Origin of the sequence: Paraburkholderia piptadeniae (assembly GCF_900007165.1) — a bacterium.
Lineage (GTDB): Bacteria > Pseudomonadota > Gammaproteobacteria > Burkholderiales > Burkholderiaceae > Paraburkholderia > Paraburkholderia piptadeniae.
The window spans coordinates 40293-54160 of record NZ_CYGY02000032.1 but is presented as its reverse complement, the minus strand read 5'-3'; the positions used below and the strand labels follow the sequence as shown (position 1 = coordinate 54160).

The window sequence follows — 13868 nt, the reverse complement described above, 5'->3', positions numbered from 1 at the left end:
GAAGATTTCGTCGCGAACCGGGGTGCCGTCGATTCCGCGGGCGCAGGGCCGCGCGTCGCGTCGCGCATTAGGTATGTAGAAAGCGGGTGGCGTTAACCCCGTAGCCTCGCGCCGCGAGACAGTAGGCGTGCAGGGCTTCAGCGCAGCACGTCGAAGCGCGTCCATGGCCACGACGGGCGGTCGCGCATGTAGCCGTTCAGCCAGTTCCATTGCGGATGGCGTTTCATGAACGCCTGCGCGTCGAACGGGCGCCCGCACGGATGACCCCAGCGTGCGTCGAACGCCATCTCACGCGCCATCTCGCTGTCGACGACCTTGCCGTCGTTGGCGCCCCACGGATTGAACGGACCGTGATCCGAGCCGCCGAAGCGCTGATCGTCGAGTTCGAGGTGGCCGCAGATCGTCCGCGAGCATGGGTTGTCGGGGCGGTCGAGGTAGACGTCGTGATGATCGGCGATCATGGCCTTCGCCAGTTCCACGTCGATCCGCCCGCGATGCATCTCTTCGAGCTGCATGAAGCGCAGCCGCCGCGCGCCGTTTCTGCGCACGTCGGTGTAGTCCTCGCCTTCGCCTATGCATTCCTGATTGCGGATCTTCAGATCGGTCGCCGTGTTGTAGCCGCTGTAGAAGCCGTCCTTGGTGCTTTCGAAACCCGAATAGTGCAGGCCGAGTTCATAGCGGGCGATCTCGCCCGTCTTGATGTCGCCGAGCAGCCAGCTGTTCGCATAGCCGCCGTTGTTCGCGAGCGCGAACATCTCGCACCATTCGCCGATGCTGTTCGCATACTGCGTCGCGTGCCGCGAGCGATAGAACTCCGGCGCGCCCGCCGCGTTGTAGCCCGCGAAGTTCGAGATCGTGGTCTCCGTCACCATCAGGCCCGCCGACGTGACCCAGAAATCGGTCAGGCTCGAAATGCAGCCCGGCAGACCCTGCATCAGGATGCGGTTGCCCGATTCGGGGACGATGTCGAACACGACGTTGAACGCGTCGCCCGCCGCGTAGCGGTCCCACGAGTTGTGCGCCATCACGATGCGGCCGTCGCGTGTCGCGCTACCCGTCGCGATGAACGCGCTGCAATGATGCCCGCGCCGGCCGCGCCACGGCTTGATGCCGAGTTGCGGTTTCTGCTGCGCGGCGTGCTGCGGCCACCAGCTTTGCAGCAGATCCATATAGCCGTTCCACGCGAGCACTTCGGCGAACGGCAGCTTCGCGCCGTCGGCGATGCCCTGGATCTCATCGGCGAATTCATGATCGATGCGCGGCGCGAACTGCTCGACGGCGGCGTTGACGAACGTGTCGAAATCTTCGCCTGTGTCCCATTTCGCGAGATAGCGCGCAGTGCGGATCGCATTCTGGATTTCGGTGGCGAGCAGCTGGCCGTGCTGCTCGCCGCGGTCGTACGGCTCGCCTTCTATGTGCACGAAGATCCAGCCCGCATGATCGCGGCGCACGGCATCGATGGACGGTTCGCTCATCTTCGCTCCCGTTCGTAGTGCGCGGCATCGCCGCCGGCGTTGCTCAGCGCCGTGTATCGCGGGATGCGGCCTGCGGCTCGTCTAGTCAATTCATTGTAGAGAAATTGCCGGGCTTTGCCATGCGCCGAACGGGTGATGCGCAGGCGGGCAAGCGCAGGCAAACATAGGCGAGCGCAGGCGGACAGACGCCTAGCGCGTGGGATTCATGCGGAAGTACGCATCGAGCAGCGACGTCTTGTAGACGACGCCCGCGAGCGTCGGCCGCGAGGTGCTTTCGACGACGGGCAGTCGTTCGCCCTGGAACGCCATGAAGTGCTGAAGCGCGACGCCGAGCGGCATGTCTGGCGTGAGCACGTCGAAGTGCGGCTGCAGATAGTCGGCGGCCGTCCTGGCGGACGTGTCGGTCCTGTCGAGCAGATCGGAGGTGATGTCCTTCAGCGCGACGACGCCCAGAAAGCAGCCGCTTTCGTCCGTCACGTACAGATACTTGACGGGGTACTCGAGGAACACGCGCGTCATGTCGTGCACGGTCGCATTGGGCAGCACGACGGTTTGCGGCGGACGGATCAGCTCGCGCATCTGCGTCGCGCGCAGGCGCATGCGTTCCTGTTCCTCGCGGTTCCGGTGCAGCGTGATCTCGTACATCGACGTCTTGCCGATCGCGCGCGCCGCGAAGTACGCGACCACGCACGACACCATCAGCGGCAGCACGACCTGATAGCTCAACGTCATTTCGAAGATCATCAGGATCGCCATCAGCGGCGCCTGTGTCGCGCCCGCGAGGAATGCGCCCATGCCGACCATCGCGTACGCGAACGGCGCGGACGTCGCGTGCGGCCAGAGCGCGTTCATGCCGAGCCCGAACAGCGAGCCGAGCGCCGCGCCGACGAAGAGCGTCGGCGTGAACACGCCGCCGACGGCACCCGAGCCGACGGTCGCCGCCGTCGCGATCAGCTTGAACGCGAGCACGACGACGAGCGCCGTCCACGTCCACGGCGAATGCAGGATCGAGTTCACGACGCTATAGCCGTTGCCCCACACTTCGGGCGTCCACGTCGACAGAATGCCGACGATCAGCCCGCCGAGCGCGAGCCGGATGGGCAATGGCACGGGTAGGCGCCGGAAGGCGGACTTGCTGGTGTCGATGAGCCGCAGAAACTGCGGCGCGGCCGCGCCGCACAGCAAACCGAGCGCGACGAAGAGCAGCACTTCGAGGCCCGCGACGGGCGGGAACACGGGCATCTCGTAAGGCGGCTTGTAGCCGGCGAACTCGCGCATCATGATGTTCGCGACCACCGACGACACGACAACCGGCCCGAAGCTTTCCATCGCGATCGAGCCGAGCACGATCTCGGTGACGAAGAACGCGCCCGCGATGGGCGCGCTATACGCCGACGTGATACCCGCCGCCGCGCCGCACGCGACGAGCAGGCGCAGGCGCGGCGGATCGAAATGCACGAGGCGGCCGATCAGCGATGCGCCGAGCGCCGCGAGTTGCACCATCGGGCCTTCGCGGCCGATCGAGCCGCCGCTCGAAATCGTGAACAGCGACGACACGCTGCGCCACAGGCTCACGCGCACGGGCACGACGCCGTCGCCGATCACGACGGCTTCCATGTAGTCGGTATGCAGCTTCTTGTCGGCGCCGCGTTGCGCGAGCAGCAACAGCCCGCCCGCGATCAGGCCGCCGAACGCGGGCAGCGCAATGCGCATCGCGATGGGCAGACGCCGTGCCATTTCGACGAGGCTGCCGTCCTGCCCGGTGAACACGCGCTGCAACAGCGCGATGCCTTCGCGAAACGCCATCGTTGCGAAAGCGCCCGCGATGCCGACGATCACCGACCACACCAGCATCGTGTGCGCATCGGACAGACGGAACAGATTGGCCGCGCGGGTGCGCAGTCTCAGCAGAAATGAAAGCACGGAAGAAACGGGCGTCTGAAGGTTGGTATGGCGCGCAGCATGATATCGACAGCGCGCGACGAAAGCTTTAAGGGCGGCGCGCCTCGCTCGCATGCGCGCCGCCGCGTCGTGAAAAGGCGATGTCAGCTCATCAGCGGACGTCCTTGTCGAGTTCGGGGTAGTGCCGGAACACACAGGTTTCGTTGTACGGCAGGCGTCGCTCGGAAGCGAGATACGCCGCGATGTTCGGACGCTTGAGCACCGCGTCGTGCAGCGCGGCGAGGAGCGGGTAGTGCTCGCCGAAATGCTTCGTCGCGCGCGGAAAGGCGTAGTGCAAAGCGTCGATCAGCTGGAACATCGACAGATCGACATACGTGAGCGTGTCGCCGACCATGTGCCTGTCGCCGGCGGGGTTCTGCTTCAGCACGCGCTCGAAATAGCGCATGAACTTCGGGATGCGATGGTCGATGAAATCCGTCGCGCGGATTCTAGCGGCCTCTTTCTGCTCCTCGTAGTACATGCCCGAGGCGAGCGGGTGATGGGTGTCGTGGGCTTCCGTGACCATGTCGGCGATCGTCAGTTGCAGTCCGTTCGCGACGTAGCGCAGGCTCTCGACCTGCGGCGCGAGATTCAGCTTCGGCCCGAGATAGAACAGGATGTTCGCGGTCTGCGAAACGATCAGGTCGCCGTCGCGCAGAAACGGCGGCGCGAATGGCGGGTAAGGTTCCGTCCGGCTGTTCATCGCGTCGATCATCGCGCCCGTGCCGAGCTCGTCCTGTTCGTCGCCGCGCGCCACTTCGACGTAGTCCGCGCGCGCTTCTTCCAGTGCGAGCCGCACGAATTCGCCGCGGCCCTGCAGTCCATCCCAGTAATAGAGTTGATAAGTCATCGATCGGTCCTCACTCGGTTGTCGGTGGCGTCGTTGAACGCCATCCATGCACACGGTCGGGAGCTAGAAGTATGCCGCGCGATGCTTGCAGTTTGCGTGTCGGGTGCAGTGTGGGAACGAACCGTTGCGTGCGTGAGAGAAGCGCGGCGTCCGCCTATCTGCCGCGCTGAAAGCACAAAAGCCCCGCACGCGGCGAGGCTGATGTGATTGGATTGCTGGCTTAGCCGAGCAGATGCTGGACGAGCCATGTGATACCCAGACCGCCGGCGAACAGCCACACGTAAAGGATCAGGCCTGTCGTCAGCGCGCGGGGACCGGCTTGGCGGATCTGCGAGAGGCGCGTTTCGATGCCGAGCGCTGTCATGGCCATCGTGAGCGCGAAGGTGTCGAGCATGTTGAGCGTGCTGGTCGCGGCCTCCGGCAGCACGTGCAGCGAACTCACCGCGACGCAGCCGAGAAAGCCAAGAGCGAACCAGGGCACGGCCAGCTTGCGCGGCGCATGACCGGCTTCGCCGTGCGCGCCGCTTGCACTACGCGCTGAGCGGCTTACCCACATGCCGACGACGAGCAGCACGGGCACGAGCAGCATCACGCGGGTCATCTTGACGATGGTCGCGATATGCGTGGCTTCGGGGCTCACGTTGCTGGCTGCGCCCACCACTTGCGCGACTTCATGGATCGTGCCGCCGAAGAAGAGGCCGACGCCCGTCGTATCCAGATGCAGGATGCCGGCGCGCAGCAAAGCGGGGTAGAGGAACATCGACAGCGTGCCGAACAGCACGACGCTGCCGACGGCCATCGCGCTCTTGTGCGGCTTCGATTGCAGCGTCGACTCGAAGGCGAGCACGGCGGCCGCGCCGCAGATCGCGCTGCCCGCTGCCGTCAGCAGCGCGCTGTCGCGGTCGAGCTTCATCAGCTTCATGCCCGCCCACGTACCGATCGCGAGCGTGCTGACGACGATCAGCAAAGACTCGGCGAGGCCCGGCAGGCCGACCTGCGCGATCTCCTGAATGCTCACGCGCAGCCCGAAGAACGCGACGGCGATGCGCAACAGCTTGCGCGCCGAAAAGTTGACGCCGGCCGCCCAGCTCTCGGGCATGCCGTCTTTCAGTGCATTGCCATACAGCATCCCGCCGACGATGCCGACGATCAACGGGCTGATGCCCAGCTCGGCGATCGACGGAATCGCGGCGATGCGGGTGACGGCCGCGGCGAACAAAGCGACGAACAGGATGCCGTTGATCTGGCCGCGCGTCGACGACGACGCGGGAACGACACGGGTGGATACGGTGGACATGGGTTACGACCTTTTCTGAGACTGCTTGATTCGATGGCCTAATCCTAAAATACATATATCGATATGAGAAATCGTGATTTAGAATGTGTGGTATCGGCCAGTCTGATATTTTTTTCGCCATGACCCCTGATCAGCTTATAACGTTCGCCGCCGTCGCCGAGCATCGCAACATCAGCCGCGCGGCACTCGCGCTGCATCTGTCACAGCCCGCCGTGTCCGGTCAGTTGCGCCAGTTACAGGACGAATTCGGCGAGCCGCTGTACCTGCGCGACGGCCGCGGCGTGCGGCTGACGCCCGCCGGCGAGCAACTGGCGAGCTACGCGGCGCGCCTGCGGGACACGTACCGCCAGGCGTACGCGTATCGCGACGCGCTGCGCGGAATGGAGCAGGGCACGCTGCGTATCGGCGCGAGCACCACGCCCGCGAGCTATCTGCTGCCGTATCTGATCGCCGCGTTTCAGCGCCGCCACCCCGACGTCACGGTGCACACGGACGACGGCAATACGGCCGATATCGTCGGCGCGCTCGGCTCGTTCGATATCGCGCTTGTCGAAGGGCATGTCGGCGCGGAGTTGCCGCCCGATACGGCCGTGCATCCGTGGCACGAGGACGAGATCGTCGCGATCATGCCGCGCTCGCATCCTCTCGCTACCGCCAACTTGCAGGCCGTCACGCTCGCTGATCTGAGCCCCCATCCCGTCGTGCTGCGCGAAGAAGGCTCCGGCGTTCGGCAACTGATCGAGCGCGCGTTTGCGCGGGCCGGCGTGCCGATGCGCATCGCGCTGGCGATCGCGGGCGTCGAGGGCGTGAAAGAGGCCGTGCGCGCGGGAATGGGCGTCGGCTTTGTGTCGGCGATGTCGATGCGCCACGAGGACGAGGTGCTGTTCCGCCTGCCGCTCGGTCCCGAGCCGCTCACGCGCCGTTTCTCGATCCTCGTGCCGCACGCGAGCGCGCCGTCGCGCATCGTCGGCCGCTTTCTCGAACTGTGCCTGAACGGCGACACCCGCCCGCCGGCGGCCGATTCTCCGATTTAGGGATTTCCACTATGGTGCACGCGCGCCGGGCAGCGCAGTATTCGCAACCAGCGCTACCGCGCTTTTTTAATTCCCGTCTTTGGAACCGATTCCAAAGACTGTTTCGAGCGATAGAGCAGGGTGTTTCACATGCCGGAAGTCGTCATCGTCGCGAGTACATTTGGGGTCGACGCGATCCGCAAGGACGGTCATCACGCGTGGCTGCATACGGCTGCGAAAGCGGGCGCGGCCGGCTTCGAAGTGCGTCGGGAGCTGTTCGCGCTCGAAGCGCAAGCGTCGCCCGAGGCGCTTTCCGCGCTCGGCAAGTCGATCGCCGCGCAGAACCTGTGGTCCGTGTATTCGACGCCCGCCGAACTGTACGCGCCGGACGGCGCGCTCGACGAAACCGCGCTGCGTGAGGCGCTGATCGAAGCGACGGCGCTCGGCGCGCGCTTCGTCAAGCTGCAACTGGGCGGTTTCGCGGGGCGCGCGTACGGCGAGGCGATCGCGAAATGCACGAAGGGCGTCGCCGCGCGGCTCGTCGTCGAGAACGGGCAGATGGAGCGAGGCGGCTCGCTCGCACAGTTCGAAACGCTTTTCAATGCGCTCGCCAAAGACGCGCGCAATGAAGGCCGCAAGCCGGTGCTCGGCATGACGTTCGACATTGGCAACTGGCAGTGGCCCGGCGTCGATCCTGTCGAAGCGGCCCGCAAGCTCGCGCATTACGTCGAATACATCCACTGCAAGGCGGTCGCGGGCGAAGGCGCGCGCCGTTTCGCCGTCGCGCCCGCCGCCGACGATCCCGTCTTCGCGGCCGTGCTGGCGCTTTTGCCGCGCGACGTGGCGCGCGGCATCGAATTCCCGTTCGACGCGGCGCGGATCGCGCAGGACGCATCGCATCACGTCGCGCGGCTCGCGTCCGCATGAAGCGGCGAGCGCGGACGGCATCAACAGGAGAAGCCATGCATCCGACACTCGATGTCATCACCTACGGCGAAGCGATGGCGATGTTCGTCGCGGCCGAAACGGGCCCGCTCGCGGGCGTTGGCCAGTTCACGAAACGCATCGCGGGCGCCGATCTGAACGTCGCGATCGGCCTGTCGCGCCTTGGCTTCAAGGTGGGCTGGATGAGCCGCGTCGGCGGCGATTCGTTCGGCCAGTACGTGCGCGACACGCTGGCGAAGGAAGGCATCGATCAGGGCTGCGTGACGACGGACGAACGCTATCCGACGGGCTTTCAGCTCAAGTCGAAGAACGACGACGGCAGCGACCCCGCCGTCGAGTATTTCCGCAAGGGCTCGGCGGCGAGTCATCTGTCGCTCGACGACTATGTGGCGGACTACGTGCTGGGCGCGCGCCATCTGCATCTGACGGGCGTGGCGCCCGCGATTTCGGCGACTTCCCGCGAACTGGCGTTCCATCTCGCGCGCGAAATGCGCAACGCAGGCAAGACGATCTCGTTCGACCCGAACCTGCGCCCGACGCTGTGGCCGTCGCGCGAAGCGATGGCGGCGGCGCTGAACGAACTGGCGACGTACGCCGACTGGGTGCTGCCCGGCATCGGCGAAGGCGAGATCCTGACGGGCTACACGAAAGCCGACGACATCGCGCAGTTTTACCTGGACCGCGGCGCGAAGGGCGTGATCGTCAAGCTCGGCGCGCAAGGCGCGTATTACCGCACGGCGGCGGGTTCGGGCATCGTCGCGGCGCAGCGCGTCGAGAACGTCGTCGATACCGTCGGCGCGGGCGATGGCTTCGCGGTCGGCGTGGTGAGCGCGCTGCTCGAAGGGCGCACGCTGCCGGAGGCGGTGGCGCGCGGCAACCGCATCGGCGCGCTGGCGATCCAGGTGATCGGCGATTCAGAAGGCCTGCCGACACGCGCCGAACTCGATGCGCTGGAGCGCAGCGATCCGGCGCAGCCCGCGCTGGCCGCGTGACGTTTCAGCGTTCAGCAAATCAGCAAGACAACAACAAGAAGGTGCCAGCCGCGCCCCATCCGACAGGCGGCGCACGGCAGTGGGCACACGGCAGCAAACCGACAGACCGACTCAGGAAACCGGCTCACGCGAAATAGTTTGCGTGGGACCAGAGTAAGAGGCTCAAGCCCCAACTCTGTTCGACAAAGGAGACATCGATGCCCTCATCACTCGCGATCCGCCGCTGGTGGACGATCATGCCGATCGTGTTCATCACGTACAGCCTCGCCTATCTCGACCGCGCGAACTACGGCTTCGCGGCCGCCGCCGGCATCAACCAGGATCTCGGCATCAGCAAAGGGCTGTCGTCGCTGATCGGCGCGCTGTTCTTTCTCGGCTACTTCTTCTTTCAGATTCCGGGCGCGATCTACGCGGAGCGCCGCAGCGTCAAGAAGCTCGTGTTCTGGAGCCTCGTGCTGTGGGGCGGCTGCGCGGCGCTGACGGGCATCGTCAGCGATATTCCGTCGCTGATGGCGATCCGCTTCGCGCTCGGCGTCGTCGAGGCGGCCGTGATGCCCGCGATGCTGATCTTCATCAGCAACTGGTTCACGAAGCGCGAACGCTCGCGCGCCAACACCTTCCTGATTCTCGGCAATCCGGTGACGGTGCTGTGGATGTCCGTTGTGTCCGGCTACCTCGTGCATTCGTTCGGCTGGCGCCAGATGTTCATTGCGGAAGGCGTGCCCGCCATCGTGTGGGCCGTCTGCTGGTGGTTCATCGTGAAGGACAAGCCCGAGCAGGTGAAGTGGCTGTCGGAGGCGGACAAGAAGCAGCTCGCCGATACGCTGCGTGCCGAGCAGGCCGCGATCAAGCCGGTGCGCAACTACGGCGAAGCGTTCCGCGAGCCCGCCGTCATCAAGCTGTGCGCGCAGTACTTCTGCTGGAGCATCGGCGTGTACGGCTTCGTGCTGTGGCTGCCGTCGATCCTGAAGAACGGCTCGTCGCTCGGCATGGTCGAAACGGGCTGGCTGTCGGCGCTGCCGTATCTGGGCGCGACGATCGCGATGCTCGCGGCGTCATGGGCGTCGGATAAACTCAACAACCGGCGTGCGTTCGTGTGGCCGTTCCTGCTGATCGGCGCGGCGGCGTTCGCGGCTTCGTATGCGCTCGGCTCGACGCACTTCTGGATGTCGTACGCGCTGCTCGTCATTGCGGGTGCCGCGATGTATGCGCCGTACGGCCCGTTCTTCGCGATCGTGCCGGAGCTCTTGCCGAAGAACGTCGCGGGCGGCGCGATGGCGCTGATCAACAGCATGGGCGCGCTCGGCTCGTTCGTGGGCTCGTATGTGGTCGGCTATCTGAACGGCGCGACGGGCTCGCCTGCTGCGTCGTATGTGTTCATGAGCGTCGCGCTCATCGCCGCCGTCGTGCTGACGCTCGCCGTCAAGCCGCCGCGCATGCAGAGCGCGGCTCTCGCTACTCCGTTGCAAGGAAAGTGATTCGATGAAGCGAAAGATCGTCGCATACAAGCCGCTGCCGGACGATGTGCTGTCGTATCTGCAGCAGCACGCCGAAGTGGCGCAGGTGGATGCTTCGCAGCACGATGCGTTCGTCGCCGCGCTCAAGGACGCCGACGGCGCGATCGGCGCGAGCGTGAAGATCACGCCCGCGATGCTCGACGGCGCGACGAAGCTCAAGGCGCTCTCGACGATCTCGGTCGGCTACGACAACTTCGATGTCGACGATCTGACGCAGCGCGGCATCGTGCTCGCGCATACGCCCGATGTGCTGACGGAGTCGACGGCGGATACCGTGTTCTCGGTGATTCTGGCGAGCGCGCGGCGCGTCGTCGAGCTGGCCGACTGGGTCAGGGCGGGCGAGTGGAAGGCGAGCATCGGGCCCGCGCTGTATGGCGTCGACGTGCAGGGCAAGACGCTCGGCATCGTCGGGCTGGGGCGCATCGGCGGGGCCGTTGCGCGGCGCGCGGCGCTCGGCTTCAACATGAAGGTGCTGTACACGAACCGCAGTGCGAACGCCGAGGCGGAACAGCGTTACGGCGCGCGCCGCGTCGAGCTCGACGAACTGCTCGCCACATCCGACTTCGTTTGCCTGCAGGTGCCGCTGACGCCGCAAACGCGTCACCTGATCGGCGCGAACGAGCTGCGCAAGATGAAGAAGAGCGCGATTCTGATCAACGCGTCGCGCGGACAGATCGTCGATGAAAACGCGCTGATCGAAGCGCTGCAGACAGGCACGATCCACGGCGCGGGGCTCGACGTGTTCGACAAGGAGCCGCTCGACGCGAACTCGCCACTACTGAAGATGAGCAACGTGGTCGCGCTGCCGCATATCGGCTCGGCGACGCACGAGACGCGTCACGCGATGGCGCGCTGCGCGGCGGAAAACCTGGTCGGCGCGCTCGACGGCACGCTGAGGAGCAACATCGTCAACCGCGACGTTCTCTCGCGATGAACACGCCGCCATCAGGCGCACCGCGCCGCGCCACCATCAGCGACGTCGCCCGCGAGGCCGGCACGGGCAAGACGAGCATCTCGCGCTATCTGAACGGCGAGTTGAGCGTGCTGTCGCCGCAGCTTCGCGCGCGCATCGAAGCCGCGATCGAGCGGCTCGACTATCAGCCGAACCAGATGGCGCGCGGCTTGAAGCGCGGACGCAATCGCCTGATCGGCATGCTGGTCGCCGATCTGACGAACCCGTATTCCGTCGAGGTGCTGCAAGGCGTCGAGGCGGCTTGCCACGCGCTCGGCTATATGCCGCTCATCTGCCACGCGGCGAACGAAGTCGACATGGAGCGGCGCTTCCTGCAATTGCTGACGACGTATCGCGTGGAAGGGGTGATCGTCAACGCGCTCGGCGTGAGCGAGGAGACGCTGCGGCCCGTGGGCGGCGGCGGGATTCCCGCCGTGCTGGTCGACCGGTCGGTGGAAGGGCTCGTCGCCGATATGGTCGGGCTCGACAACGAGGCGGCCGTGACGGTTGCGACGCGGCATCTCGTCGAACGCGGCTTCGATCGCGTGTGGTTCGTCGTGCAGCCGTTCGAGCGCGTCAGTTCGCGGCGTCTGCGCGAAGCAGCGTTTCATCGGGCGCTGGCGCAGTATCCGCAAGTGAGCGGCCGCACGGTCGTGGTCGAGCTCGGCGATGCCGATGAGCTTGCGCAGACGCTCGCCGCGCTCGACGCCGGGATCGATGCCGCGATCGAAGAACGGGAAGCAAGCGGCCAACAAGGCGAAGGCGAGCCCTCCGTGCCGCGCGTCGCGCTCTTTGCGGCAAACGGCCCCGTCGCGCTGGCGCTTGCGCGGCATCTGAACCAGCGGCATGGCGCGAACTGGCAAAGGCGCGTTGCGCTGCTGTCGATCGACGATCCCGAATGGGCCGAACTCGCCGGCATCACGACGATTCGCCAGCCGACGTACGACATCGGCTATCGGGCCGTCGAATTTTTGCACGAGCGCATCGACGGCGCGCAGGCGAGCGCGCGCGACTGTCTGCTGCCCGGCGAGCTGATCGAACGCGCGTCGACGGCGCGCTGATTTTTCGGGCGTTCGGCATTCGGGCGGCGACGCGCTTACAATGCGCGGCGGAGTCTTTCTTTCGTCACCTGATCCGCGCTGCTCGATGCCAGCTTTGCCCGTTTCACCCATTACGCTTGCGATTCTCGCTGTCGCGACGCTCTTCATTGCATGGCTTCCGATCGGCCTGTACCGCCGCTGGCGCGCGCCGTTCGCGCTGATCCGGCGCGACGCGATTGCGGGCGTCGCGGTGTTCGCGTTGTCGGCGATGTTGATCGAACGCGCGCTCAACGACTATCTGCTGCGTCAGAACGCGGCCACGAGCGAATGGCTGTCGAACCCGCTCGCGTTCGTCGTCTACGGCGCGCTCGCGGCGGGCATCTGCGAGGAAGTGGGCCGTTTCGTCGCGATGCGCTGGCTGGCGCGGCGCACAGCGAACCCTGCTAAGGCTGACGGTACGGCGCTTGCGTACGGGCTCGGGCACGGCGGCGCGGAAGCGTGGCTCGTCGGCGTGATCGTGCAGGCGCAGTGGATCGCGTTCGGCGTGCTGGAAAATCGTGGCCTGCTCGATGCGTATCTCGGTCACATCCCGCCCGCATCGCTGATGCGGCTTCATCTGATACTCGCGAGCCTGTCGCCTGCGATGGCAGGTCTCTTCGTGCTCGAACGCGTAGCCGCGCTGGTGTTCCAGATCGGCCTCTCCGTGCTGATGTGGCGTGGCGTGCGCGCGGGCTGGCGCGCCATCCTGCCCGTCGCGATTGCCGCGCACGCGCTGATCGACGTGCCCGCGGCGATGTCGCAGGCGCGGCTGTTGCCGCTCGTGACCGTCGACGCCATCTATGCCGTCGCGGCGCTTGCCGTGGCCGTGGTGCTGCTCAGGATGCACGCGCGCGCGGCTTGAGCCATCAACAGATCGAACAGAATCTATCGTCCATCCAGACCCACAGGCCCGAGGCCAATCGACATGGAAGCCTATCAGTACGAGTGCGCGAACGCCGAGATCGAAGAACTGGCGCGCGTGATCAGCGATCTTTTTCCGGAGCAGACACAGTTCATCGAACGCCCCGATGACAACGGCGTGCCGCAGATCGTCGTGCATTGGGTCGCGATGCGCTTCGGCTCGACGGCGCGCCGCATGGTGTTGATCGTCGCGATCGCGCCGGCCGCGCTCGCGCGTTATCGCGCGACGCCGATGCGTCTGCGGGGCCGCAGCTTCGCCGTGCTGCGCGCCTATGTCGAGGCGACGCTGGGATCGCTGGAAGAGGAATACGCGGCGGGCAAGAGCGTGCCGCGCGAAGTGACTGTCGAACTCGGCGACGAATTCGCCTGAACGCGGCGAGCCCGACGAGTGAAGGGCCGAGGCGAGTGCCATGCAAGAGCCGAGGCGCGTCGCACAAAGCTTCGCTCAATCCGCGAGCCGATAGACCTTCGCGAAGCGCGCGGCGTGCACGACGCCATAGTCGCCGGGCGCATATTGCATGATCCAGTCGCCCGCCGTGCCCTTGAGCACGTCGCCGCCTTGAGCCGAGCGCGCGAGCGAGAACGGTTCGCTCATCTGCTTCGCGAGCACGACGGCAGGGCGATTGCGATACGAACCGGCGTCGCCGTGCGCGATCCCGGCGTCGGCAGGCAGGTACTTCGCGTCGAAGCGTTCGCGCGACACGACCCAGCGGTCGCCCGTCGAGCCCGTGATCAACGCGTCGCCGTGCGCGTAGCGATTCGGTCCTTCGAGGCTCATCAGTTCGCCGTCGGCCTGGGCGAATTGCACGGTGACGGTTTCGTCCTTGACGACGCGTTGCGCGGCCGGATCGGCGAGCAGGTCGATGTTCTTCAGTTCGAGCATGAG

General features: G+C 65.9%; 13 protein-coding genes. 8 read left to right on the top strand and 5 right to left on the bottom strand.

What is annotated here, in order from left to right; all coding sequences use genetic code 11:
* Positions 1 to 137: 137 nt before the first annotated feature.
* The 4 genes from BN2476_RS16800 to BN2476_RS16785 form a co-directional block, all read right to left on the bottom strand.
* Entirely contained in the window at positions 138 to 1475 is a 1338-nt protein-coding gene (locus BN2476_RS16800) for a C45 family autoproteolytic acyltransferase/hydrolase (protein WP_087735302.1), read from the bottom strand.
* 189 nt (positions 1476 to 1664) lie between these two features.
* Positions 1665 to 3398, bottom strand: coding sequence for a ClcB-like voltage-gated chloride channel protein (locus BN2476_RS16795; protein ID WP_087735515.1), 1734 nt, complete (start codon positions 3396 to 3398; stop codon positions 1665 to 1667).
* 130 nt (positions 3399 to 3528) lie between these two features.
* On the bottom strand, positions 3529 to 4266 hold the full coding sequence (locus BN2476_RS16790) for a glutathione S-transferase (RefSeq protein ID WP_087735301.1): 738 nt from the start codon (positions 4264 to 4266) through the stop codon (positions 3529 to 3531).
* A 220-nt stretch (positions 4267 to 4486) separates the two neighbouring features.
* Positions 4487 to 5563: a YeiH family protein gene (locus BN2476_RS16785; protein ID WP_087735300.1), complete on the bottom strand. Its 1077-nt coding sequence runs from the start codon at positions 5561 to 5563 to the stop codon at positions 4487 to 4489.
* A 119-nt stretch (positions 5564 to 5682) separates the two neighbouring features.
* Here BN2476_RS16785 and BN2476_RS16780 point away from each other — a divergent pair, with 119 nt between their 5' ends.
* From BN2476_RS16780 to BN2476_RS16745, 8 genes are all read left to right on the top strand, one after another.
* Positions 5683 to 6597: a LysR family transcriptional regulator gene (locus BN2476_RS16780; protein WP_087735299.1), complete on the top strand. Its 915-nt coding sequence runs from the start codon at positions 5683 to 5685 to the stop codon at positions 6595 to 6597.
* Positions 6598 to 6726: 129 nt separating this feature from the next.
* Positions 6727 to 7503, top strand: coding sequence for a sugar phosphate isomerase/epimerase family protein (locus BN2476_RS16775; protein WP_087735298.1), 777 nt, complete (start codon positions 6727 to 6729; stop codon positions 7501 to 7503).
* Positions 7504 to 7538: 35 nt separating this feature from the next.
* Complete coding sequence (locus BN2476_RS16770; protein WP_087735297.1) at positions 7539 to 8513, top strand: sugar kinase; 975 nt, start codon at positions 7539 to 7541, stop codon at positions 8511 to 8513.
* Positions 8514 to 8710: 197 nt separating this feature from the next.
* Positions 8711 to 9991, top strand: a complete 1281-nt coding sequence (locus BN2476_RS16765) for an MFS transporter (RefSeq protein ID WP_087735296.1) — start codon at positions 8711 to 8713, stop codon at positions 9989 to 9991.
* Between the two features lie 4 nt (positions 9992 to 9995).
* Positions 9996 to 10964, top strand: coding sequence for an NAD(P)-dependent oxidoreductase (locus BN2476_RS16760; protein WP_087735295.1), 969 nt, complete (start codon positions 9996 to 9998; stop codon positions 10962 to 10964).
* Positions 10961 to 12043 carry a LacI family DNA-binding transcriptional regulator gene (locus tag BN2476_RS16755; protein ID WP_087735294.1) on the top strand — a complete coding sequence of 361 codons (1083 nt, stop codon included), beginning with the start codon at positions 10961 to 10963 and terminating at the stop codon, positions 12041 to 12043. The genes BN2476_RS16760 and BN2476_RS16755 overlap by 4 nt, the downstream gene beginning before the upstream one ends.
* Positions 12044 to 12128: 85 nt before the next feature.
* On the top strand, positions 12129 to 12923 hold the full coding sequence (locus BN2476_RS16750) for a YhfC family intramembrane metalloprotease (RefSeq protein ID WP_087735293.1): 795 nt from the start codon (positions 12129 to 12131) through the stop codon (positions 12921 to 12923).
* A gap of 63 nt (positions 12924 to 12986) precedes the next feature.
* Positions 12987 to 13352 carry a DUF3022 domain-containing protein gene (locus BN2476_RS16745; RefSeq protein ID WP_087735292.1) on the top strand — a complete coding sequence of 122 codons (366 nt, stop codon included), beginning with the start codon at positions 12987 to 12989 and terminating at the stop codon, positions 13350 to 13352.
* Between the two features lie 75 nt (positions 13353 to 13427).
* Here BN2476_RS16745 and BN2476_RS16740 read toward each other — a convergent pair whose 3' ends face one another.
* Positions 13428 to 13865 (bottom strand): PGDYG domain-containing protein, encoded by a 438-nt coding sequence (locus BN2476_RS16740; protein ID WP_087735291.1) that lies wholly within the window; start codon positions 13863 to 13865, stop codon positions 13428 to 13430.
* Between the last annotated feature and the right edge of the window lie 3 nt (positions 13866 to 13868).

Excerpts from the sequence above, each read along its gene's own strand:
- BN2476_RS16800 (WP_087735302.1), bottom strand. The coding sequence starts at position 1,475 with ATGAGCGAACCGTCCATCGATGCCGTGCGCCGCGATCATGCGGGCTGG.
- BN2476_RS16785 (WP_087735300.1), bottom strand. The coding sequence starts at position 5,563 with ATGTCCACCGTATCCACCCGTGTCGTTCCCGCGTCGTCGTCGACGCGC.
- BN2476_RS16750 (WP_087735293.1), top strand. The coding sequence starts at position 12,129 with ATGCCAGCTTTGCCCGTTTCACCCATTACGCTTGCGATTCTCGCTGTC.
- BN2476_RS16780 (WP_087735299.1), top strand. The coding sequence starts at position 5,683 with ATGACCCCTGATCAGCTTATAACGTTCGCCGCCGTCGCCGAGCATCGC.
- BN2476_RS16745 (WP_087735292.1), top strand. The coding sequence starts at position 12,987 with ATGGAAGCCTATCAGTACGAGTGCGCGAACGCCGAGATCGAAGAACTG.
- BN2476_RS16765 (WP_087735296.1), top strand. The coding sequence starts at position 8,711 with ATGCCCTCATCACTCGCGATCCGCCGCTGGTGGACGATCATGCCGATC.
- BN2476_RS16790 (WP_087735301.1), bottom strand. The coding sequence starts at position 4,266 with ATGACTTATCAACTCTATTACTGGGATGGACTGCAGGGCCGCGGCGAA.
- BN2476_RS16755 (WP_087735294.1), top strand. The coding sequence starts at position 10,961 with ATGAACACGCCGCCATCAGGCGCACCGCGCCGCGCCACCATCAGCGAC.
- BN2476_RS16740 (WP_087735291.1), bottom strand. The coding sequence starts at position 13,865 with ATGCTCGAACTGAAGAACATCGACCTGCTCGCCGATCCGGCCGCGCAA.
- BN2476_RS16760 (WP_087735295.1), top strand. The coding sequence starts at position 9,996 with ATGAAGCGAAAGATCGTCGCATACAAGCCGCTGCCGGACGATGTGCTG.
- BN2476_RS16770 (WP_087735297.1), top strand. The coding sequence starts at position 7,539 with ATGCATCCGACACTCGATGTCATCACCTACGGCGAAGCGATGGCGATG.
- BN2476_RS16775 (WP_087735298.1), top strand. The coding sequence starts at position 6,727 with ATGCCGGAAGTCGTCATCGTCGCGAGTACATTTGGGGTCGACGCGATC.